Below are 22,352 nucleotides of genomic sequence, written 5' to 3'. Positions count from 1 at the left end.
ATTACCGCATACCAATGGCCCCCAGGGGGAAGAGCCGCAATTGGCTGCGCGCCACTGGTGTACTGGTTGCCGGTCAAATGGATCAACTTCCCGGGTGACGCGATTCTTGGAATTGATCCGTGAAATTACCCGGCTGCCGGGCGAGAGTCGCCTGATCTCGAACCAGGCGGCTCTCATCCTGCTCTATACGGGTAAATATCCGTATGAATTCCCCGGATTTACCTGTGATGCGCTCAAAGCCAGATCGGAAACCCCGTTCGGCGCCGGTGACTCGGCGGATGACCAGGGTTATCGGGAAGGCAAAATTCTGGCGCTCTTTCAGGAGGATGTCGATTTCCTGTTCTCGTTCTGCTTCCCAAAGGATTGGCCTGCCAGGGAGCTGACCTTCTTCAGTCGATCGACGCCGGTGGTGACCACATCAGATGGGGATTTATATCGATAGGATCCGAACGCCGGGGAAAAATAATAAAAAGGGCCCGCAACCGGGACAGGGACCGGCGCGGGCCAGGGGATATGATCAATTGTTATTGGCGTGAAACAATCGATTTGACGGGGCGGGGAGTCTCTTCGAGCTGGTGCCCGTTCAACCAGGCGACCATGCGGTCGAACAAGGTCGCCGGCTGGCATAACCGCGCCAGACGTTCCTCCTCGGCAATCCGTAACAGTTCACGTCGATGATCTTCCGAACTAGCCATAAGCAACCAATCGGGTTGTCTAATCGAATCCATTTTAAATCTCCTTTCGGGTGTGAAACGCCCGCGCCACAGCAATATGATCCTATTACAGGCGCAGCGCTTTCACCATCCGCCACGGGCGAGTTTTCGAACTCGCCGCCCGGTTAGTTTTGCCCCTGGCCATCGAATAAAAGCAACGCTCGATCAATCGACTGCCCCAAGCACATGGAAGCAATGCGCACTTCGAAGACCGGGCATCGCGAGAAGCCTCACAGATCGGCTGTCAGACCCAAACGCGAGGCTACCAGGGAAAATGGACGAGAAGAAGCCCTCACAAGAATGAAAAAGCAGGAGCCTAAACCGATCAGTCCCTCCGGGCTCCGTTGGGGTGGCGTCGACCAGATGCTCATTCAAGTGCCTGGAAAATCGGATAAATCTCAGATCGAAATCTTTTGGTCATGTTGCTTGAGCGTTTCAGCAATCCGAAGCACAGCGCCGATCTTGAGCAGCTTTTAGGGCTACTTTCGAAGTTGCGAGAGTAAGTTTCTGGCCTGTTTTAGGAATCCTTGCCTGATCTGGCTGACTGGTGAAGAGCACAATTTTCAGGTCGAATAATCGCTTTCAGATATCAAACTGCCGGATCGAAGAAACGCCAGCGCTTATTTTTACAATCCGGCACGGGTCTCACGTCCTAAATTTCTTTCGTGTTTAGGAAGCGCATGACTGGAAAGGAAAAGAAGGACAAAACACATTTTCCACAATGACATTTCTCAACACCCCAATGTGCTGCTTTAGGTCATAATAGTAGATAAGGTATAAGTTTCGACAATTTTTTTCAAGCAGATTCGAATTGTTATATTCACTGCGAGGGTGAAAAATAATGCATTTTTTTGAAAAATCCAAGCTTGATAGAAATGTATTTATATACCTCCTGTTAGCCGTTTTAAGTACCCTTTCTTTAATTTATTGCATGCAGATGGATCCCTGGGCGAACAGCGACACGGCCTTGTATTTCAACCTTGCGCACAATATCGCCGAAGGAAATGGCTTTGTAACCAATTATCCCTCAGGGCGCTTGTCGTTTGCGGGTCTTAATCCGCCGTTCTATTCAATGAGCCTGGCTGGGCTGGATCTCCTGAACCTTTCACTCATCGAAGGGGTGATCGTCGGAAACGTCCTTATATGCTCCGTGATTCTGATTGGTTGTAGTATTTGGGCCGGAAGATTGACCCATAATTGGTTGGCCAGCCTTCTGGTTCCCCTTTGCTTGTTTCTAAACCTCGATTTCTTTACCGCCTTCACCGGTGCCATGTCTGAGCCGCTGTACCTGCTGTTGATGCTGGCTTCCCTGGTTACACTGCTTAAGGGTATCGCTGCCAGGCAAGGTGGAATGCCCTGGTTGATCTTCTCGGCCATCCTTGCCGGACTGGCCGCTTTTACACGCTTCATCGGCGTATCGAGTATCCTCTTGGGATGCGCTGCAATTTTGATCTTTATGCATATTCGCCCTCTAAAAAAGTGGCTCTATTCATTTCTTTATGGCGCAATCGGCGCCATCCCCCTCAGTTACTGGTTCTTCATCAAGAGCAGGTCCTATTCCACCGATGTGAACCGATCGTTCGTGATACCGGAAGACTTCATCCACCGTTGCGCTGTTTTCCTTTATGGCATATACGACACGATCTTGAAATGGATCCCCCCGGCAAACCTCATTCCAGACATCCGCCCACGCAGGGTAGTCGTCCTGGTAATCTGTTCCGTCATTCTTGGTTTTTTCATTGCCCTGAATTTCAAACACTACCGGGCATTATGGGTCAAACACGATTCTCGTCTCGTCGTCCTGCTCGTCCTGCTGTTGTTCGTCATAAGTTACACATTTATCCTTTTTGCTTCGTCCGTTTTCTCATCAATCCCGCCTGACATCTATGGCAGGACGCTGCTCCCACTATTGCCCGGCTTCTTATTGATCCTGGCCATCTTGCTGGGGATATCATTCGATGGCTTTGGAAACAGGAGATCGGTTTTTACTTTTGCAATTCTGCTGGCATTCGTGGCCGGATACCTGCCTGCCTCTGCAAAAAACACCTTCGATTGGGCGACCAACCGTCATAACATGGAAGAAGGTTATTTGCAGGCGAAATACGTCCATTCCGAATTGCTTGAAGTGATCCGGAATTTACCCAGTGAAAGCCGGTTGATCTCCAACCAGGATGCAGTCATCCTGCTTCACACAAATAAATATCCCTATGGGTTCCCTGAATTCAATTGCGAGAGTATCAGGGCTAGGAAAGGGATCCCATTTGGGTCCGGTGAAACAGCGGATGACCGTCGTTATCGAGATGGCCTACTCTTGGCAATGTTCAACGATGACGTGGCCCGTTTGTTCATCGATTGCCTGCCGGAGAATTGGATTGCCAGCCGCAATATATTTTTCAGCCAATCCATCCCCATTGTGGTTACGTCGGATGGGACAATCTATCGATATGATCTGAACACTGCGAAGCCATAAGAGAGCCCATATCCGGTATCAGGGAACCGTAGCTGGACTGAAGAACAGGGAGGCCGCTTATTGGCCTGAAACGCCCAGCGAGTGGATTGCGATTTCTCTTCGATCCGATGGCCGAACCGGCAGGTTACCCTGCATGCGAACCCCGTTAACCGACTTCATGCCGGGCCAGGTGTTCATTTTGAGCAATATGCTGGTGTTAGTGCCGGTGTTCGTCAGATTATACAAACGAAGATCCATTGTTTTTGGAAGAAAAAACAATCCGCCAGGGATGATTCCCTGGCAGGCTGGTTTCAAATCGCTTTTCAAAAGCTCAAATAAAATGACTTACTTCACCAGTTTGTTCTGCAGAGCCATGGCCACCGCCTCAGTGCGGCTGGCGACGCCCAGTTTGGAAAGGATGCTCGAGACGTGAAATTTCACCGTCGAGCGGCTGATGACCAGCTTATCGGCAATTTCGTTATTGCTAAGCCCACGCGACATCAGTCCCAACACCTCGCGCTCGCGCTCGGTCAGGTCGAAACCCGGCGCCGGCGGCTGGGTGGCGGCGTGAATCAAAGCCTGCGCCGCCTCTGGCGCCAGGGTGGGTCGCCCCGCCGCGGCTGCGCGGATGGCCCGCGCCAGTTCATCCGCGGCTACATTCTTCAACAGATAACCAATTGCTCCAGCCTGCAGCGCGCCCTGCACCAGCTCGTCCTCGCGAAAGCTGGTCAATACGATCACCTGGGTATGCGGGCAAAACTGGCGAATCTGGCGGGTCGCTGTGGCCCCATCCATTTCCGGCATGACCAAATCCATCAGCACCACATCCGGCTGCAGTTGGCGGCACAGCCGCACAGCTTCGGCGCCGTCCCGGGCTTCGCCGGCCAGTTCCAGATCATCGTATATGGTCAAAAAAGCACTCAAACCGCTGCGCACAACGGCGTGGTCGTCCACCAACAGGACCCGAATTGGTTTTACGTCGAGCATGATGAGATTCCTTAAGGTGTTAAAACCGCAAAATTCAACTTTCTTAGTGTACATGAAGGGAGCCGACTTGGCAAGTAGGTTGCCAGTGGGTTGCTAGGCCGTTTCGGATTTTTGCGGTGGATCCAGCCGGTAGACCACTTCACCCCCGAGAATTTCATGGTTGGGCACAAATCCCAGGCTGCGATAAAGCTGCTCGGCGACGCTGTTTTCGGGCTCGAAACTGATGAAAATCCGGTCGCAGTCGGGGTTCGCGCGCATGCGCTCGATGCCCAGGCGCATGGCAGCCCGTCCGTAGCCTTTGCCTTGCTCTTCTTCCGCGATCATCAGGCGAAAGATCCACCATTCGCGGCGGTCGTTTTCATAGGCGTACATCAAGAAACCCACCGGCTGTTCGGCTGCGTAAATCGCCAGCGGCACGCAGTCCGGGAAAACTTTGGCCTCGGCCAGGGAATACAGGTTGCTGGCGACGAAACGCTTCTGCTCGTCGCGAACCTTCAGGTCGATGATCCTTTCCCAGTTTTCGCGTGTGATTTTACGCAGCGTGACCGTTTCCATTTTCGCTCCTGTTTTGCAACCTCAACCCCTCCGGTCAGCGACCGGCTTCACGCGGGTTGGAAAGATGAATTACTTTCGTTTACTGGTAATCCTGCCTGGCAGCCCAGCGGGTCTTGCCGCTGCCTGCGACGCCCACCCCGGCGATCCGGCGGCGGTTTACTTCTTCTTACCGGTTTTCCTGGGCGGGGGCATGCCCGGCAGTTCGGGCGCGCCCATGGAACGCATGCGCTCGGCTTCTGAAGTCAGCGAGACTCGCGGCTGTTCCACCCAGGCGCCGCCGTTCAACTCCGCTTCGGCGCTGCGCAGCGCTTCGGCGGCGGTTTCGGCCCAGTAGGCGCGGCTGAACGCCTCGACCGGGGCGGGCTTTTTTCCGCGTCCACGCGGCTGCACCAAACCTTCCACCCAGAATTGCTTCATGCAAACCTCCGACTCGTGGAATAGGACAATTGTACCAGTAAAAGAAGTGAAGGGTGAAGCGTGAAAGGTCGACCGGTATTGGGACTACGGTATTGGGTATGCGGAGAAGAGGGGAATTTGAGGTTTATTTCTTGAAACTCCCCTTTTCTTTGCTCTTTTTTCTTCTTTTTTTTCAAATCCTCACTCTGTGATTTCTGTGGCAGTCTTTTCTTATCTTCTTCTCCCGAACTGCGCGAAGAACAATCCCAACACCAACCCCAGCGCCACTCCAACGATCAAACCGCCCACATTCTTCGAGAAAAAGCCCGGTACGCCGGCAAAGAAACCCGCCGGTGTGGGGATCGGTGTTGCAGAGGGCTGGGGTGTAAGAGTCGGGGCTTCGACCGTGATTGAGACAATCGGCGTCGGCGTTTCGGGTGCCGGAGTTGTGCTGGGTTCTGGTGTGGGGGTGGCTGTGCTGGCCGGGTGGATGACCAGCCAGGTGTTCGAAAAGACGATGTTGTCATCGCCGATTCGATTCCAGGCTTTGAGTTCGATGACCGTGACGCCAAATTGGGCCGCGATGCCGGTCAAGGTATCGCCGCTTCGCACCAGGTAGGAAATTGAGCCATCCGCGTTGACCGTGATGGAGGTGGTCGGAGTAGCCGCCAAAACGGCTGCCAGCGCCTGCCTGGGCTGCGGTTGCGCCGGCAGGGTGGCCGCCACATTCGCGCCGGAAGGCCGGATTACCAGGCTGAAGTAAAGCGAATCTCCATTCCGCGCAACGCCGGCGCCAACCACGCCGTCCGGCAGCACCATTGGGTCGTAGTGCAGAGCGTCCGTCCAGATCTGGTTGATGGCGATGTCCGGCGTCAGCATCTGTCCGTAGGCGATGTCTTCCTTGAGGCCGCTGTCCCACGGCACCGAGCCGTCCGGCCGGGTGTGGGTAAGCGTACCGGTCGAAGCCATGTAATCGGCCTGTGCCTGGGCATAACCGCTCAGGCTGGCGTCGATCGCGTAGGCGGACAGCCCCTTCCCGGAGCGCAGGCCATTCACCGCGGAGATCAAATCCTGCGCGGATGGATCGGCTGCACGCACCACGCCGTCCGGGAGCGCAAACAGAGCCAACGCAAAAGCCAGAGTCAGCAGGAAGCGAGGAAATATTATTGATTTCATAGATCAAATTATAGATAATTTTATAGAAAATGAAACCCTGAATTCATTAAGGATCAAAAAGGCCGCGGCTCTGCCTAACGCGCCTCTCCTTTTTTGGTTGTCCTCGCGCTCAAATCGTGTACAATTTGAACATGGCTTTTCCCCGGCAGCGCGGATTTCTATCGACCGCGCGGCGGCTGTGCGTCTCTCTGCTCGTCGCCGTCCTCTTAATCTGGCCTGCGCCCGTGGCGGCGCAAGACAGCGCCGGTTCAGTGCGCATCACCACGCTGGAAGCCGAGTCCTTCCCGCAGATGACGCTCTATTTTGAATCCTTCGATGAGCAGGGCCAGTTCCGCAATGGCCTGACGATGGATCAGATCAGCATTCTCGAAAACAACGTTTCCCTGGCGCTGGACGACCTGAAACAGGTGGAACCGGGCGTGCAGATGATCCTGGCCTACAACCTGAATCCCACCTTTGCCAACCGCAGCCAGGGGATCTCGCGTTTCGCTGCCATCCAGACCGCGCTGCTGGATTGGGCAGCGGCCAATCCGCCCGGCTCCAACGACGACCTCAGCCTGGCGTCCAACACCGGCCTGCAAACCATCCGCCTGCGCGGCTCGGACGATTGGGGACAGACGCTGGAATCCTTCCAGCCCGATCTGGCCAAACAGCAATCGTCGCTGCTGAGCCTGTCCGAAGCGCTGGATCTGGCCACAGACCCCAATCCGTCCGCGTTGATGAAGCGTTATTTGTTGTACATCACCCCGCTGCCCCAGGCCGGTTCATTGGACGCGCTCAAGAACTTAAGCAAACGCGCCGGCCAGTTGGGCGTGCGCGTGGATGTCTGGTTGCTGGCGCCGGCCACGGCGGCGGACCGCTCGCCCGAGCTGGTGGCGCCGCTGAAAAGCATGGCTGAACAAAGCGGCGGGAAGTTGATCATTTTCAGCGGCAGCGAGACCCTGCCGGATCTCGAACAGTCCATCGCTCCGCTGCGCCAGGTTTACCAGGCCCAATGGACCTCGCAGATCGCGGAAAGCGGCACGCAAAAGCTGGCCGTAAAGCTGGAACTGGGCGGCGCCGAATTCATCAGCGCCCCGCAAAGCTTTGTGTTGGATGTGCAACCCCCCAATCCGATCTTCCTGGCTCCGCCGCAATCCATGGAATTGAGCTGGACGCACCCATCTCGCGAACAGGCTGCGCAAATCGTACCCGCGAGCATGGTCATCCGCGCCCTGATCGAATTTAGCGACGGCCATCCGCGCACGCTCCAGGCCACCCGGCTGTACGCCAACGGTGAGCTGGTGGCTGAAAACCAGACTGAGCCCTTCGACCGCCTGACCCTGCCGCTGTCAGCTTTCCAACAAAGCGGTACCGTGGTTTTACAGCTTGAAGCCATCGATCAGCTCGGTTTGAGCCGCAAGAGCATCCAGCTCCCGGTGGAAATCAGCGTCGCCCCCAAACCCAACCTGTCCTTCTTCGAATGGTTGAGCCGTGATCAATGGCTAATCGCCGGCGCCTGCGCGGTCGCTCTGCTGGTACTGGTCACCGTCCTGCACCGCCGCCGGCAAGCTCCGTCCATCAACCGGGTGCAGAAACGGCGCCTGGAACGCGATCCGCTCACCCAACCTGTGCCCATTCGCAACGAACCTCTGCCCAGGGTCGCTGCGCACAAAGTCGCTTCTTCCGGCCCGCCGGCCATTCTGCACCGCCTGCCCGAAAACGACGACCTGACAGCCGCGCTGCATGCCACGCCCATCCCGGGCAGCCAGATCGCCCTGGCGCGGCGCGAAATCACCCTGGGCAGCGACAGCAAGCAGGCTATAATCGTGATCGATCTACCCAGCGTCGACCCGCTGCACGCTCGCATCTACCGGGCTCCCGACGGCAGTTTCTACCTGGCTGACGCCGGTTCGATAGCCGGCACCTGGGTCAATTTTGCGCCGGTTTCGGCGCGCGGCACCCGCCTGGAGCACGGCGACCTGGTCCACATCGGTCGGGCCGCCTTCCGCTTCGAACTTACCCATCCCGGTCAGCAATCCCGGCCTCAGGTGGTGCCTTACGAAGAGGAACGCTCATGATACGCGTTGATCAATCCCATCTGCCTGTGTCGGCGTTGACTCATCCCGGCATGGCAGGCAAGAAAAATGAAGACCGCTACGCCATTTCGGCTTACCACCTGGGCGTCGAGAACGCCACCCCGGCGCTGGTGGCGGTATTGAGCGACGGCATCGGCGGCCACCGCGCCGGCGAAGTTGCGGCCGAGATTGCCGTCAACCAGATCAGTGAAAACCTGGCCGCCAGCGACGGCAGCCTGCCGCTGGCTTCACTGCGTGAAAGCATTCAGGCCGCCAGTCAGGGTATTCTGACCTATTCGAAAAAGGATCCGCAACTGTATGGCATGGGCGCCACCTGCGCCGTGACCTGGATCATTGGCCGCCGCCTGTATACCGCCACGGTCGGCGACTCGCGGATTTATCTGGTGCGCGGCCAGAATATCTTACAGCTCTCCACCGACCATACCTGGGTTCAGGAAGCGCTCGAAAGCGGCATTCTCAAGCCCGAACAGGTCCACAATCATCCCAACGCGCACGTCATCCGGCGTTTTCTGGGCTCACCCACCCCACCCGATGTAGACATGCGCATGCGTTTACTGGGCGGCGAAACCGATACCCAGGCAGAAGCCAATCAGGGACTGCCGTTGATGTCTGGCGATACGCTGCTGTTATGCACGGACGGTCTCACCGATGTGGTGGCCGCTGCGGACATCTACTCCACCCTGCGGACACTGCCCATCGAACGCGCGGTTCAGACGTTGATCGATCTGGCGTGCAGCCGAAACGCCAGTGACAACATCACCGTCATCGCCATTCAAATTCCAGAAAACTACGAACCCCAACAGTTGACCGAACCGCGCAGCGCGGCCCAATCCAGTTCCACCCGTCCGTTGGCGACCGAAAGCGGAAGGCCGGCGGAGCCCCGGCGAGCCAATCGCGCCTTACGGCGACTGCGAAAATGGCTGCTGTTGGTCATCGGATTGGTTCTGGTGGCGGCGCTGGTCATCGTGTTGCAAATTGGCTCCATATTCCTGGGTGGACGGCGCCTGCCTACGCCCACACCCCGCACCCCGGCGCCGGCTGTCACCCTGCCCTTCACGCAACCGGTTCCCGGAATCAACGCCACCCTCCAACCTTCCGCCGTTTCGCCGACGACGACCGCACCCACGGGTGCTTCGCCAACGGTTGCAGGGCCTACCCAGCCGACCGCTCTCACGGCCCGGCCCGGCGCGGTCACACTAACCCCCTGGCCTACCAACACAACCCAACCCTGAAGAATTATCGCCAAAATCCATCCGTAAAAGTTGGTTCGATGTCACCTACAAAGACACTACCCCAGCAATATCGTCTGTTCAAACGACTCTCCATCAAAGAAAATGCGCCCATGCTGCTGCTCAACATCGTCAGCCTGGCCGCGCTCGGCCTCACCTCGGTGATCCTGCTTCTGCTGTTGCAATGGCTGCGGCCGCAGGATATGGCCACCACGTTCACCTTCACCGTCGAAAACGCCAGCAATTTCATCGTCGATATTTTGATTGTGGTGGGTCTATCCGCCGTGATGATGGTGATTCACGAAGCCTTTCACGGGATTTGCTTCTGGTATTTTACAGGCGCCCGCCCTCGATTCGGTTTTCGCGGTACCTATGCCTTCGCCGCCGCGCCGGATTGGTACATTCCGCGCACGTCCTATCTCATCACCAGCCTGGCGCCGTTGGTTGGAATCAGCCTGATCGGCATTTTGCTGCTGGTCATCCTGCCGGTGAATTGGGTCCCGGCGCTGTTCCTGGTCATCACGCTCAACGCCGCCGGCGCCGTCGGAGATATGTGGGTGGCCTGGTGGCTGCTGCGCTGCCCAACGGACGCGCTTTGTTCAGACAGCGGCGACGTGACCTGCCTGTATGTGCCCGACCCTGGTCAAATCGCGAGCCGGTAGCCGTTTTCCTTGAGCCAGTCGGCTGCGGTTTTCCATTCGGGCAGCCACGCCTCCACCAATCCCCAGAAGGAGTGGGAGTGCGCGTGCACCTGCAGGTGGGCCAGTTCATGGATGATCACATAATCGATGGCCGCGGGCGGCGCCATCACCAGCCGCCAGGTGAAGCTGAGCGTGCGCCGGCTGCTGCACGATCCCCAGCGCGTGCGCGCCGAGCTGACGCGTAACCGATCGAAATGTTCACCCACCCGCCGGGCGTGAAAATCGGCGCGGTGCGCGAACACCTGACGGGCCTGGTTTCGATACCAGCGCGTGAAGAGCTGTTCGGCCCGGGGAAGGGCCGCCCGCGACAGCCGAAACTGGCCTTCCCGGAGTTCCAACGCCGGCCGGACGGCGTCCACGATTGCGAGCGGGTACTCTTCACCCAGGTAGAGAAAGCGCTCGCCGGCCTGGTAATGGTGCTCCGGCGGTTGCGCGGCCAATGAACGCTGCTGGTGCCTGCGAATCCAACCCGCGCGGGATTGCACGAAACGCTCGATTTCGGCGCGCGGCAGGCGTAACGGCGCGCGCACGGTCAACCGCCCGCCGGCGTCGATTTGCAGGGCGAGCGTGCGCCGCTTCGAGCGGATCAGGCGATCGATGCGAATGGGCGAAGCGTTCGGAGTGATGCGGTCAGAAGACTGAGGAGACTGCTCCGGCCCCAAAAGGATCGGCGAGTCCTTCATCGGCCTTCCTTCTCAGCGGAATTTCTGGTCCCAACTCCGCGTCCCTTCTCCACCCCAAGGATCTCGCGGATCGATGGCGCGGTGATGCGCCGGAAGATCGGTTGAACGCCCGGCAGCAGAGCGTCCCTGACCTGCTCGACCTGAGTCGGGATGGTATTGACCGGTATTTGCTCCGGTGCAAAATAGGCATGCCGGTCGGCCTCGTTCGAGAGCTGCAACCGGCCGTCCACTATCCGGCACAGGAAAGTAAAGATCAATTCGTCCTTGTTGGTATGCGTATAAACGCCCACCAGGCGTTCGACCGCCACATCCAGGTCGGTCTCTTCTTTCACCTCCCGGACCACGGCTGCGTTGGGCAGTTCGCCCTTCTCGACCCCACCGCCCGGCAAGTTCCAGGCGTCCATATCGACGCGATGCGAAAGCAATACCTCGCCCTGACCAGTAAAGATAATTGCAAAAGCCCCAAGAGTGACCAAATTTGCATCTCCTGTTTTTTTTGTAAATATGGAGCGAATTGTACCAATTTATTACTGCCCGAAATGTCTCTCTTTTTTTCTCTTCTATTTTTCTTCTTTCTTCTCTTCTTCTTTCTTCTCCGTGTACCCCGTACCCTGACGGGCATAATGTCTCTGTGGTGAATCCCCTTAACAAAAAACCCGCCGTTAGTTCCGGCGGGCATGAGTTTTTTCGAGCAGCGCTGCAACCTCGCTGACGAAGTTGGGCAAATCCAGCGGCTTCGAGATATATCCGTCGCAACCGGAGTCGAGCGCGCGCTTGCGGTCGCCCGGCAGGGTGTGCGCCGTCAGTGCCACCACGCACATGTTCGCCGTGGCCGGGTCGTTTTTGATCTCGGTTGCCACCTGCCAGCCGTCCAGTTCCGGGATGGTCAGATCCAGCAGCAGCATATCGGGCAATTCCTGGCGCGCCAGGTTCAAGCCGGTCAGGCCGTCCGAAGCCGTCAGCACCGTGTAACCAGCCTGGCTCAGAATGAAGCGCACCAGTTCAAGATTATCGGAATTATCTTCGATGACGAGGATTTTTTCTTGGGACATTTCTGGCTCGCAATCTAGTATAGATTATCGCCGCAAGCATTCAAATCGTCAAATATCCAATCCGGTTGAATCCTTACAATCGCCTGACAATTGCAAGAAGCACTCCAACCCCGGAAAATTCAATTCCTTGTAAGGGATACGGATGTATGATAAAATCGTTGCGCGTTGGGAGACCATGCTCGTCCGGAGGGATGACCGAGCGGCTTAAGGTGCCTGTCTTGAAAACAGGTGTGGGGCAACCCACCGGGGGTTCGAATCCCTCTCCCTCCGCTGCAAGAACAGTCGAATATTGGGGAGGTGCCAGAGTGGACGATTGGGCTCGCCTGCTAAGTGAGTGCTGGGGTTGACTCAGCCGTGGGTTCGAATCCCACCCTCCCCGCTACTACAACTTTTTTGCGTAACAAGGGGCATAAACGAATCAGTTAGTTGAATGGCCACGATTACGTTGCCTCGGAGATAAGCTGCCTGGATTGCCATCCGGAGCAGCTTTTTCTTTTCGATTGGTAATGTGCGGTCCCAATCTTCCAGCGCAGGCCGGATTGAATTAACCAATGTCATTATAGCATTCGGATTGGAATAAGACAAGGTACTTTGAATATGCTCATATCGATCCGACTCTTTTCTGAACTCGTCGCGATCAAGTTCGCCTAAAAGATACAGCTCTTTCGCACGGTCGTAGCGCGCTTCAGCTTCCGTAACTACTGCCTTTGATCGCTCCAAAGCCTGATCAGCTGTCCAATCTTTCAACATCTCCAACAGAATATCCGCAATTTGACGTTCCGCGCCTTCTGCCCTGACAGTGTCCTGCTGACAATTGGTGGATCGCTCAATCCTCGACGCATCCCGATAGTAACGGCGGCCAGAACTGGACACGCCTCTCATGGCATTCCCACAATACCCGCAGCGTAAAATGCCGGTAAGTGGATAAAGCTGAGCTGTTGGTCTTTCGGCTCGCCAATTACTACCCAATGTAACACGCATCTCCTGCACCTTTTGGAAATCCTCCTCGCTGATCAAGGCAGGATGTTTCCCTTCATACAAAGTCACTTCATCCAACTCACTACGTTTTGTTTTTCGTGCGCCAATCTCGCGTGAGGCCTTGTATGGAAGCTTTCCAGTATAAAAGACCCGGTTGAGCAAATCACGGATCAAATCCTTTTTAAACGGTCCGGCAACCGATACACCAGGATGACCTTTTTGCCGTACCTGAATGGCGAATCCATCAGGAATTGTCATTTGGAAGGAATTCAATTTCTCTGCGATGCTGGCATCCGAATGCTTTCCACTTAGATACCAGTTAAATACAAGCTTGACGACTTCGCTATCCACAGGATGTAATACCAGGTGCTTACCATCCGATTTATTCGGTTTTCCAAAATCCGGGCAATAGCCTTTCCCATTCGGATCTTCGCAAGTAGAACACAATCCCTTGCAATATCCATAAGGTGGCAGCCCATTCCATAACCCCTCTCTGGCTCTCTGGTGTTTCCCTTTTAGTGTTTCCTGGCGGAGGTTATCAAGATAAATTTCCGCAAGGATGCCCAGAACAGTGAGCATCAGCTTCCCCCATGGCGAGGTAAAATCCAGGCGCTCTTGAACGGAAGCGAAGGAAATATCCATTGATCGGAGTTGATCTAAAGCAGTGAGCAGACCTGCCAGATGGCGATAGAACCGGTCAATTTTGTCAACCACAATCACATCAAACTTCTTGGCTTCCGCGTCGCTCATCAGACGTTCCAATTGCGGCCGATGGCTATCTTTTTTGGCTGAGATGCCTGCATCGGTATAAATCTCTATCAAATCCCAGCCCTGGGAAGCGGCATAATCGCGGATATTCTTCTCCTGTGCATCCAGGCTGTGCCCATCGATTTGCTCACGCATGGATACGCGGTTATAACCCACTGCTTTTAACCTTGGTTTTTCCATGACTCCTCCGAATGCTATAATAGGATTGGAGTGCGGTTCTGTTTTATCTCGATACGAACCGTCAACCTACCAATATTTATACGCCGCGAATGCCCAGGTGAAAAATCATGGATAAACCGATCGCTCAAGCACAACGAGAAGCAAAAAACAAGCCTTTTGATCTCGGACCGTTTATTGCCAGGCTCAACGAGTTAATGGAAAAGCATAATGAAAGCTATCGAGAGGCGGGGATGAGCGCCGGCCTGGATCATCAAGCGATTCGTCGAATCTTATCTGGCCAGCGTCCGGCGATGGTGAATTGCATATTATTGGCAGATCATTACGGTGTGAACCCGAATGAATTTTTAGAGTTGGCTGGATGGCCAACTCTAAAGGTGTTTGATGTTCGTGGGTTAGAAACGGACCGTCTTCCCCCTGAAGCTGTTGATGTTGCACTGGCTTTGAGCCGGGTTCCCGATCCTGGTGTTCGAAAGCAGCTAGCCACCGCAGTGATTACGCTGCTGCAAAAGCATTTTGAGTGATTGGGATCATGCAGCAACACCTAATAGTTTGTCAAAGGGAGCATTTACCAGTACCGGCCGCACAGTTCCCTGTTCATCGAAATAAATCGCTTCATACATAACTTTCAGCAGAATCCGCTGTTCTCTGGAAGTCATCTTCCCCCATGTTAAGGCAAATTCGTTGAGGAATGGGATAATCTCTCGCACCTCCGCATTGGCGGATGGCTGCATTTTCTGCAACTCGCTGGTGATGGCTGTGGCCCGGTCCTTGAATTGAGCTTGCGTCAAAAATCCGCTGGTGTACATATCCTGCAACCTTTTCAACTCCTGGCGCAGATTGTAGTTCTCGCGCTCAAATTCTGCCATGCCATGATCACTCAGATAATACGCCATGATCATCTCATGCCACGTTGAGGGTACTTCCAGGCTGCCGACTGAATTGTAGATTTGCGCTTCCAGTTTATCTGCCCGCAGTGTCGATGAGTGACTTTCGATTAGCTTATTCCATGCATTGGATTGACTACTTGCAAGTACTGTTTCACCGCCAATTTCCAAAAACACATCTTGTTGTGCACCCTTCTTGCCTTTATCATGGATCGTCGCGCACCGGTAATACTGTGTGCCTGTATTCCCCGTAGATCCGCGTAAACTGGCTTGAGTACCTGCCTGCTCCATGCAGACCCAACACCTTCCCACGCCAGTCAACAGATAATCTCGTTTTGGGCGATTCTTTGTTGCCGGTGCGATTCCCTTGGATTGGCGCAGCTGCATATTCTGTTCCCACAACTCATAAGGGTAAATCGCCTGATGCTGGCCTTTCTGTAGAATTTGCGGTTGGCGTTTATTTCTCAACGGTTGCTGGAGCCCTTTCCGTTTAGGATTTTCCACATCATCATCCATATTTAGTGGCCGGGTAGGATAATGGGCAACCAATCCCACATAGAAAGGGCTGCGGATGATATCACGAACGTTATCCCGACTAAATGGCCCGGGCAGTGTCTGGCCTGGTAATCCCTTTGTTCGGAAGGTAACCTCTGAACCGCCTGGTAACCGAAACACGTGGCTGTTGAGATCGCTGGCTATCTCCAGATCGCTCTTACCCTTGCCATACAGGTGCGCAGCCAGGCTAACAGCGTGCATCTCAATCGGATGCGGAACGGGTATCCGTCCGCGCTGGCTTTCCACTCGATCAATACCACCGTTTAACGGGCAATAATCTTTCCCATTTGGGTCTTTGCAGGTGGAGCATAACCCATTACAGTAGCCAAACCGGAATGAAGCATTAGATAGGCCATTCATCACGCGCTCTAATTTGGCTTCGCGTGTCCGGGCACTTGCCTGCCAAATATACATTTCAGCTAAAGCACCAAGAACATAAAGCACCAGACGTCCCCACCAATTGTCCGTATCAATCTGCTCAGTAACGGACACCAGGCGCACTTTATACCCCTTGATCATCCGAATGAATTTGAGTAAGGATTCCAGGTTGCGGTAAAGGCGATCAAGACGATGAACGACTACCACAGTCACTCTACCGGCGCGGATATCTCCAATCATCTTTTGCAATGATGGGCGCCGGCTATTCCTGCCGGTTTTCGCTGGATCAGCATATATTTCGTAAATATCCCAACCCTTTGAGCGGGCGTATTCTTCGGACCGATCAGGTTGGATGTCCATCGAATAGCCATGATGCCGCGGATCAATTCGGGAGACGCGCGTGTAGATGGCTGCCTTTTCCTCGCTTTCCGGTCTGGTAATATCGCGTACAAATCCCTGGATTTTTTTATTCAAATCATCAATGCTGTTGGGAAAGATATCCATCACCTCACCTCGAAAAAAGATGCCGGGGAAACCGGCATCTCAGAATGATTTCATTTCTCCTGTGAATCTTTTTTCGCCTGTTCACTACTTCCGAGATCCTCAGGCAGATCTAGCTCTGCATCTTCCACCACGCGCCCTGTAATCCGCCGCAAAGCCAGTGCCAGCTCATAACAGAATTCGCGGATCTTCTCTTGCGTAGCAGGGTCCAAAGCCTCGATGGGCACTTCAGTTTTCGGATCGTTGGCACTCACGGACGATTTCCCCCAATTTTTCTGCCAGACATGCATACACGTCCTGATAATCTTTCGAACGATCTGGCATTGCCAACTCTACTTCCTTCAAATTCTTAACGCTGCGGGCGAGATATTTAGCTGCAACCAGCAGGCTATCAAGCTGGCGCGAAAACTCGTTCCTGGTTTCTTCCCCGGCGGCTCCTCTCTTACGCCTGGTGAACTGGAGAGAGCTATCTATCGAGGAACTGACAAACAGCGAGTTCCAGCCTATTCTTTTTAAATCAGAACTCAGCATATAAATCTGCTCTTGATCGGATTTGCTACAAAGAGCAGACAGGCGATCTGCCAGCTCCCGCATCGCCTGGGCGACAGGGAGAGATAGGCTATATACCGGATCAGTTGAAGCAATCGGTTGTGATGGCATATTACCCTCTACCGTAGGATATAGTGAACAGCCCGTGAGAATAAAAAACCCTCTCTCGTTTCGTTGGTGCTGTTCAACGAGAGGGGATTATACGGAGGTTCGATTCTCCTGTCTCTCCGCTCTATCCGCAATTATCGCTGCGGATTCCCGCAAATAGAGCCAGAAAACAAAAGAGCCGTTCCACAACCAGAACGGCTCCTCGATCCTTGGATCGCCAGTCACTGGCTAAGCCACGCCATTTTCCTTCGCCCAACAAACGACTTTCTGGCGCGAATTCACTCCTAACTTGGCATAGATATTGGTGATGTGCGTTTCGACAGTTCTTTCGGACATTTTGATCTGTTCGGCAATCTGACGGGTGGTCATACCATCACATATTAGCCGCACGACTGTACTTTCTCTATCCGAAAGCAAATTGTCGCTGATCGAAGCGGACTTGCCGCCGATCTGCCCAATCAAGTACGATGCCACCGTCGGGCTTATCCAATTTTTGCCATTCATTACCGCACGAACTGCTTCAAGGACGTTATTGGGGTTTTCGTCCTTCAACGCATACCCATCCGCTCCGGCCTTCAGCATAGAAAGTACCATGCCCTTGTCCGAATGGACAGTAAGGATAATGGTTTTTACCTGAGGATAATTCTTCCTGATGGTTTTGACCACTTCGATGGATTTCACACCGGGCATATTGATATCCAGCAAAACCACGTCCACCGGCAGTTTACCAACATATTCCAAAACCTTGTTTGTTGTTTCAGCCTCGGCCACTACTTCAAAGTCATCGTGACGAACAAATTCACTTCTAATTCCAGCGCGAATGAAAGGGTGATCATCCGCGATGAGAATGCGTGTTTTCAACGTAACCTCCATTAATTTACCAATAGAATCAAACAGGGATATGCGCGGATACTGCACAGCCCTCGCCCGGCTTTGAGATCACTTGCATGGTTCCTTTCGCCGCTTCAACTAATTCCTTTAACCCAACCAACCCAAAATGCTTATCTTCAGCCAGGAAGTTCAAGTTTGTTGGCACAATAAAACCTACTCCATCATCCACAACATTCACTGTGACCGTCTCTGAGGTGATATGCACCCACAATTGGACAATATCTGCTCGCGCATGTTTTTGAACATTGAGCAAGCTTTCTTGAACAAACCGATATACACATAATTTTGACTCTTCACATATTTCCTGATCTTCATTCCCTTCAAATAAGAAAGATATTCTAAACCCTGCTTTCTGTTCAATCTCCGCAGCCTTGGATTGAATTGCTGAAACCAATCCGGAAATTTCCAAGTTCGCGGGGCGTAACTCCGTACAGATTTGCCGCAAATCTTTGATGACCTGGCGGATCTCCTCCTGCCTGGAAACCATATCCTCTTCTTGAATGTTTACCCTGTTCTGCGTCATGTTGTGAATTCTGAGATTGATCGCAATCAGCATCTGGATGATCAGATCGTGTAAATCCCTGGCGAGGCGCTTGCGCTCCCCTTCCCTTGACCGGATGACTTGCATGTGCAGCCGGCTGATCATGCTTACTTGATTCTGGCTTTCGCGTAGGAGCCGGGTATTTTCCAGGGTCATCTGGCTTTGCTGGACAATGACCTTCAGAATTTCAACATCACTTTTACCTAATTCCTGTCCATCGAGCTTTACTCCCAATAAGAACATCCCTAACATCTGATCACCCTTTCCGTGTAGAGGGATCAGGTGTTTTGCCCGCAGGTCCCCATCGCAGGAACGGTAACCCGGGCTGTTTCTCAAGTTATGCCTGATTGGAACAATAAACCGCTTTTGGATGTCGATAGATTCCAAATATTCAAGCAATGCCGGCCAAAGATCAGGATTGATCTGGCTTGTTTGAATATCTTGCCCACTAAGATACATAAACATATTCTGATCGGGGAGCAATAAACTGACGGACTCTAAGTGCATCGATTTGCCAATTACCTGGCACAGTGTCCCGCCAATTGTCTCCTCGTCTATATCTTTCAAGTTGAGAGATAGGCTGACAGTATCAACAACGGAGCGGTAATCGTACCAACCGCCATAAAGCACGCGGTGGACGAATGTTGCCAGCACCTGATACACCTTATTCGTCAAAATGGAGAGCAAGATTACTGTACACAACAACCAGAATGGCGAATGCGCAATCTCCGGTGATAGGAGTCGAGCGGAGAGGATGTACCAAATTGAGAAAACTGCGCCTAACAAGATCACAAGCAATGCATTCGTTGCACCGCGGTGAACCGTTTTCTCAACCCCCAGGAGGCGAAAATGTAGAATGGCATATCCATAACCAGCAGGGATAAACAGTAGGCTAAAGAATGATGTTCCATATGCAATTAACGGATAGCCTGAAATAAGATGCGGGATCAACGAGAATAATAGCGGCGGGAGAAATCCGATCAGCCCGGCAAAGACGATTACACCGGTTTGATATCGGCTGGCTGCTGTGTCTGGTTTTCGATACGCCCTTGCCAAAGCGATAATGATAAAAAGAACGTCCATAAAAAGCAGTGCCAGCGGAAGCCACCGAAAAAATGACAGTTTAAGAATGTCAGGGTGCGCCAAATTGCCAATGCCAAAGAAGGTGGCAACCAACAAGGTTGCAGCCATGAGAATAAAACCTACGAATCTGGCTTTGCGGTGATGAAATGGCATGGGAAAGTACAGATGAAGGTGAATGAAGAACGCCATAGTGCATAAGGATGCGACTTGAAAAGTCGCTCGTGTCCAGATTGGTCCGAATGCCGCTAAGGCACCGCTGGCCATTGAAATAGCAGCACCTAAGCAAAGTAGATGGAACAACGTTGCAAGATGACCATGGCGATAATAAGCAAAGGCTAAATTGCCCGCCAGTAGAAACCCGAAGGCAATGACGAGAGGGATCAGCCGTTCAATACTTAGCCATAAGCTTGGCCGGCTAATCTCAATAGGCATGAGAAAGGTATCCCCATCGCGTTCGATCTCGAAAAGAATACGATCCCCAACAGCCTTTCCATCCAGATTGTAAACTTGCGCGGGGGAAAGACCATTCCCCGAAATGATTCGATCCCCCTGGCGCACTTTTTCCGATATGACACGGGCCACGTCAACTTGATACACAATCCCACTTGAAGAATCCCAAAAGATACCTGTGCTTAGTCGCGAAGTGAGAATTGTGCCTGACCACAAAATGAGGAGAACAACCGGTAAGGATAGTAGGTGGATAATTGTGTTTCTGAAGACTTTCAATTTACGTAATTTCTTAACCTCGATTCGTGATGAATAATGGAAATCAAACGATCCTGAAATTCACCAGCCAGATTTAGCCGCTTCAAGGCGTTCTCAGCCAGCGTAGCGTACTTTAGCTTTTCGAGCTGAAGATACAAGACCGAGCCACTGCTAATCGGTTCATGTGTAGCAAATTGTTTTGTTGTAATAACCCGGTCATTTTGTCTTGTCTCTGAAGTAGAGTTCTCTGCGAATTTCAAATATGCGTTCACCAGGGTCTTCTTCATCCGCCAGGATGAACAGTGATCGCCGATATTTGCAAGATCTTCGAGATCATCGTCAATTTGGACAATCGTTCCAAACCCCCGGCCGAATTGAAAGAAGGCATCCAGCACATCGGAGCGGTTTGTCGCTAATCGCGCGCCGGCGTAACAGGCCAGCGCAAACGCTGCTCCTGATTTCGCTTCAGCAATCTGCCAGCAAGTGGACAAATCGGGCGAGTTTGCCGACAGATCGAGATGCTGGCCAGAACAGACTGACAGGGTCGTTTCGTGGAATGCACGTTGAATATCCCATGCAGTCCCACTATCCACACGATCCAGTTCTAAATGGTTCAAGATCCATTGAGCAACCAGGATCATTCCGGTAGTCAGGTTCGTTATGATGCTTGCATCACTCGGCGCAGATTGAATGGACATCAATTCGTGATCCTCGACTTTATCCAACAGGCTGGCAGAAACCTGCAAAAGGAACCAGGCTAACGAAACGCCGATGGTTCGTTCAGCAGGTTCTCCACATGCCTGGCAGCAAAGAGATGGAAGCAGTACAAACGGCGAACGGGCATCTGCATGATCAAATTGAGCCGATAAGTTCTCTGATACGAGGATAAACATTCGTTCCCGATAATCAACTGCGATATCTATCTTGCCAAACGCATAAGCCAGGCGATCCAAGAGTTGCGATGAGAAGGTCTCGTTACGCACTGTAGACCCAAGGTTCAGCTTTCAAAATGTGGTTGAGTGAATCATTGATCATGCCGGGCATATCGAGAATTTTTTGCAGAGCAGTTCGTTCTTCTTCGGTCAAGACAATTCCAATGGATTGCAATACTTCGTCAGGGGATTGTTGGAGCAAGCTAGCAAATGAAGGATCTGAAGAAACACGATAGGCAATTGTTGCCAGGGACATTGGAGCACCTCGATATATGGATTTGAATAACGCGCAGATTTTATCCAAACCCATTCGAACCTGTAACCAGTTCTTTCCGCATTTTTTCTTGCGGATTCCCGCAATTGGATCTTCGATTGCGCAAATTTGATAATGTAACAAATAAACCTCCTCAGGAAAAGGAGGTCGAACTGAATGCTGGACCCGAGGTATTTTTGTGGCTGAATTTTGTTGTTTTCTGGACTAAAAGAATGAGCCAATATCAAGTACAGTTAGTCCTCATCAACAATAATCTCTGCTACCTTCACGATCTTGTGTCGGTTGCCGGCTGAAGTTAAGCCATAAATATATTTCAACCGCTCAAATTCCGTGTCCAGGTCAGGAGATGGTGGAATTAAGCCGGCTGCCATAAAAACCACAACTGGATTCACATGCAATGTGCTGGCTATCTTTGCGCATGCCTGCCATTTTGGCAGAAAACCCTTCCGCGCTCTACTGAACACAGAATGCGACATCCCCGCCAATTTAGCCAGTTGGTGATCCGTCAGGTGATTCCTGGCGAGCTCATAATCCAACCACTTTATGAAAGCTTCCGTTCTTTCTTTAGTCATAAAATCGTCCCTGGTGAGACCGAATTATGACATTCAAGAATGACTAATGCGGGTCAATTAACGTCTTGTGATAGACGGACATTGATTAAAACAAACAATTGGAATTCTACAATTCAGGCATGGCCCCATTTTCTGATAACAATAAGCAGTATCTGATATATAATTTTTAAGTTCCCCACCCTTCTTCAGAGAGTAAAACATGGCTGAAGACTTTCCTCAAGTTTTGACTATAGATGAAGCATCTAATTATTTGCGAATTCCTCTTTCATCACTTTATAAACTTGCTCAAGAAGGAAAAATACCTTGCCAAAAGGTCGGTCGACATTGGCGCTTTCGTAAAGAAGCCATTGACCGTTGGCTTGAGGAACGCGTCCAGGTTAGAACGAAATCCGATGAAAATAAATAGCATTAACGTGACACATCCTCAAATCAAC

24 protein-coding genes and 2 tRNA genes are annotated in these 22,352 nt (G+C 52.7%); 9 read left to right on the top strand and 17 right to left on the bottom strand.

Annotated features, from left to right (window positions below):
* Positions 1 to 94 precede the first annotated feature (94 nt).
* Positions 95 to 442 (top strand): hypothetical protein, encoded by a 348-nt coding sequence (locus LARV_RS05130; RefSeq protein WP_075072620.1) that lies wholly within the window; start codon positions 95 to 97, stop codon positions 440 to 442.
* 82 nt (positions 443 to 524) lie between these two features.
* Here LARV_RS05130 and LARV_RS05125 read toward each other — a convergent pair whose 3' ends face one another.
* Entirely contained in the window at positions 525 to 728 is a 204-nt protein-coding gene (locus tag LARV_RS05125; protein WP_075072619.1) for a hypothetical protein, read from the bottom strand.
* A gap of 826 nt (positions 729 to 1,554) precedes the next feature.
* Between LARV_RS05125 and LARV_RS05120 the strand changes: the two genes are divergently transcribed.
* On the top strand, positions 1,555 to 3,183 hold the full coding sequence (locus LARV_RS05120) for a hypothetical protein (protein ID WP_075072618.1): 1,629 nt from the start codon (positions 1,555 to 1,557) through the stop codon (positions 3,181 to 3,183).
* A gap of 324 nt (positions 3,184 to 3,507) precedes the next feature.
* Here the strand turns inward: LARV_RS05120 and LARV_RS05110 are convergent, their stop codons facing one another.
* The 4 genes from LARV_RS05110 to LARV_RS05095 form a co-directional block, all read right to left on the bottom strand.
* A complete protein-coding gene (locus tag LARV_RS05110) occupies positions 3,508 to 4,149 on the bottom strand; it encodes a response regulator (RefSeq protein ID WP_075072616.1) in 642 nt (213 codons plus the stop codon).
* Positions 4,150 to 4,242: 93 nt separating this feature from the next.
* On the bottom strand, positions 4,243 to 4,704 hold the full coding sequence (locus LARV_RS05105; RefSeq protein WP_075072615.1) for a GNAT family N-acetyltransferase: 462 nt from the start codon (positions 4,702 to 4,704) through the stop codon (positions 4,243 to 4,245).
* 156 nt (positions 4,705 to 4,860) lie between these two features.
* On the bottom strand, positions 4,861 to 5,121 hold the full coding sequence (locus tag LARV_RS05100) for a hypothetical protein (RefSeq protein WP_075072614.1): 261 nt from the start codon (positions 5,119 to 5,121) through the stop codon (positions 4,861 to 4,863).
* A gap of 210 nt (positions 5,122 to 5,331) precedes the next feature.
* Entirely contained in the window at positions 5,332 to 6,276 is a 945-nt protein-coding gene (locus tag LARV_RS05095; RefSeq protein WP_075072613.1) for a CAP domain-containing protein, read from the bottom strand.
* A 131-nt stretch (positions 6,277 to 6,407) separates the two neighbouring features.
* Here LARV_RS05095 and LARV_RS05090 point away from each other — a divergent pair, with 131 nt between their 5' ends.
* The 3 genes from LARV_RS05090 to LARV_RS20325 are packed head-to-tail and all read left to right on the top strand — an operon-like array spanning position 6,408 to position 10,245.
* Positions 6,408 to 8,336, top strand: coding sequence for an FHA domain-containing protein (locus tag LARV_RS05090; RefSeq protein WP_075072612.1), 1,929 nt, complete (start codon positions 6,408 to 6,410; stop codon positions 8,334 to 8,336).
* Positions 8,333 to 9,586 (top strand): PP2C family protein-serine/threonine phosphatase, encoded by a 1,254-nt coding sequence (locus LARV_RS05085; protein ID WP_075072611.1) that lies wholly within the window; start codon positions 8,333 to 8,335, stop codon positions 9,584 to 9,586. The genes LARV_RS05090 and LARV_RS05085 overlap by 4 nt, the downstream gene beginning before the upstream one ends.
* Positions 9,587 to 9,624: 38 nt before the next feature.
* Positions 9,625 to 10,245: a DUF3267 domain-containing protein gene (locus LARV_RS20325; protein ID WP_172797783.1), complete on the top strand. Its 621-nt coding sequence runs from the start codon at positions 9,625 to 9,627 to the stop codon at positions 10,243 to 10,245.
* Here LARV_RS20325 and LARV_RS05075 read toward each other — a convergent pair.
* The 3 genes from LARV_RS05075 to LARV_RS05065 all read right to left on the bottom strand — a co-directional run bounded on the left by LARV_RS05075 (position 10,227) and on the right by LARV_RS05065 (position 12,019).
* Positions 10,227 to 10,967: a M48 family metallopeptidase gene (locus LARV_RS05075; RefSeq protein WP_083522330.1), complete on the bottom strand. Its 741-nt coding sequence runs from the start codon at positions 10,965 to 10,967 to the stop codon at positions 10,227 to 10,229. The two genes, LARV_RS20325 and LARV_RS05075, sit on opposite strands and share 19 nt — an antisense overlap.
* Complete coding sequence (locus tag LARV_RS05070) at positions 10,964 to 11,443, bottom strand: NUDIX hydrolase (RefSeq protein WP_075072609.1); 480 nt, start codon at positions 11,441 to 11,443, stop codon at positions 10,964 to 10,966. Before LARV_RS05070 ends, LARV_RS05075 begins: the two co-directional genes overlap by 4 nt.
* 186 nt (positions 11,444 to 11,629) lie before the next feature.
* Complete coding sequence (locus LARV_RS05065) at positions 11,630 to 12,019, bottom strand: response regulator (protein WP_075072608.1); 390 nt, start codon at positions 12,017 to 12,019, stop codon at positions 11,630 to 11,632.
* Positions 12,020 to 12,204: 185 nt separating this feature from the next.
* Between LARV_RS05065 and LARV_RS05060 the strand changes: the two genes are divergently transcribed.
* Both LARV_RS05060 and LARV_RS05055 read left to right on the top strand, forming a co-directional pair.
* Positions 12,205 to 12,289, top strand: a tRNA-Ser gene (locus tag LARV_RS05060).
* A gap of 21 nt (positions 12,290 to 12,310) precedes the next feature.
* Positions 12,311 to 12,398, top strand: a tRNA-Ser gene (locus tag LARV_RS05055).
* Here the strand turns inward: LARV_RS05055 and LARV_RS05050 are convergent.
* Entirely contained in the window at positions 12,368 to 13,945 is a 1,578-nt protein-coding gene (locus LARV_RS05050) for a recombinase family protein (RefSeq protein ID WP_075072607.1), read from the bottom strand. The two genes, LARV_RS05055 and LARV_RS05050, sit on opposite strands and share 31 nt — an antisense overlap.
* A gap of 107 nt (positions 13,946 to 14,052) precedes the next feature.
* Between LARV_RS05050 and LARV_RS05045 the strand changes: the two genes are divergently transcribed.
* Positions 14,053 to 14,466: a helix-turn-helix domain-containing protein gene (locus LARV_RS05045; RefSeq protein ID WP_075072606.1), complete on the top strand. Its 414-nt coding sequence runs from the start codon at positions 14,053 to 14,055 to the stop codon at positions 14,464 to 14,466.
* A 6-nt stretch (positions 14,467 to 14,472) separates the two neighbouring features.
* On the opposite strand, the gene LARV_RS05040 is transcribed toward LARV_RS05045, so the two are convergent.
* The 8 genes from LARV_RS05040 to LARV_RS05015 all read right to left on the bottom strand — a co-directional run bounded on the left by LARV_RS05040 (position 14,473) and on the right by LARV_RS05015 (position 21,918).
* Positions 14,473 to 16,266 (bottom strand): recombinase family protein, encoded by a 1,794-nt coding sequence (locus tag LARV_RS05040; RefSeq protein WP_075072605.1) that lies wholly within the window; start codon positions 16,264 to 16,266, stop codon positions 14,473 to 14,475.
* A gap of 50 nt (positions 16,267 to 16,316) precedes the next feature.
* Positions 16,317 to 16,517, bottom strand: a complete 201-nt coding sequence (locus LARV_RS20120; protein WP_152031711.1) for a hypothetical protein — start codon at positions 16,515 to 16,517, stop codon at positions 16,317 to 16,319.
* Positions 16,492 to 16,923 carry a hypothetical protein gene (locus tag LARV_RS05035; protein WP_152031710.1) on the bottom strand — a complete coding sequence of 144 codons (432 nt, stop codon included), beginning with the start codon at positions 16,921 to 16,923 and terminating at the stop codon, positions 16,492 to 16,494. Before LARV_RS05035 ends, LARV_RS20120 begins: the two co-directional genes overlap by 26 nt.
* 225 nt (positions 16,924 to 17,148) lie before the next feature.
* Positions 17,149 to 17,781, bottom strand: coding sequence for a response regulator transcription factor (locus LARV_RS05030; protein WP_172797782.1), 633 nt, complete (start codon positions 17,779 to 17,781; stop codon positions 17,149 to 17,151).
* Positions 17,782 to 17,809: 28 nt separating this feature from the next.
* The gene (locus LARV_RS05025; protein ID WP_152031708.1) at positions 17,810 to 20,032 is read right to left on the bottom strand and encodes a sensor histidine kinase; all 2,223 of its coding nucleotides are present in this window, start codon (positions 20,030 to 20,032) and stop codon (positions 17,810 to 17,812) included.
* 125 nt (positions 20,033 to 20,157) lie between these two features.
* A complete protein-coding gene (locus tag LARV_RS05020) occupies positions 20,158 to 21,123 on the bottom strand; it encodes a polyprenyl synthetase family protein (RefSeq protein ID WP_152031707.1) in 966 nt (321 codons plus the stop codon).
* Positions 21,116 to 21,469, bottom strand: a complete 354-nt coding sequence (locus LARV_RS20115; protein ID WP_152031706.1) for a hypothetical protein — start codon at positions 21,467 to 21,469, stop codon at positions 21,116 to 21,118. The genes LARV_RS05020 and LARV_RS20115 overlap by 8 nt, the downstream gene beginning before the upstream one ends.
* Before the next feature lie 110 nt (positions 21,470 to 21,579).
* A complete protein-coding gene (locus tag LARV_RS05015; RefSeq protein ID WP_075072600.1) occupies positions 21,580 to 21,918 on the bottom strand; it encodes a hypothetical protein in 339 nt (112 codons plus the stop codon).
* A 199-nt stretch (positions 21,919 to 22,117) separates the two neighbouring features.
* Between LARV_RS05015 and LARV_RS05010 the strand changes: the two genes are divergently transcribed.
* Positions 22,118 to 22,324 carry a helix-turn-helix domain-containing protein gene (locus LARV_RS05010; RefSeq protein WP_075072599.1) on the top strand — a complete coding sequence of 69 codons (207 nt, stop codon included), beginning with the start codon at positions 22,118 to 22,120 and terminating at the stop codon, positions 22,322 to 22,324.
* The last annotated feature ends 28 nt before the right edge of the window (positions 22,325 to 22,352 follow it).

This window comes from Longilinea arvoryzae, assembly GCF_001050235.1.
Classification (GTDB): domain Bacteria; phylum Chloroflexota; class Anaerolineae; order Anaerolineales; family Anaerolineaceae; genus Longilinea; species Longilinea arvoryzae.
This window is presented reverse-complemented; position numbering and strand designations above follow the sequence as displayed.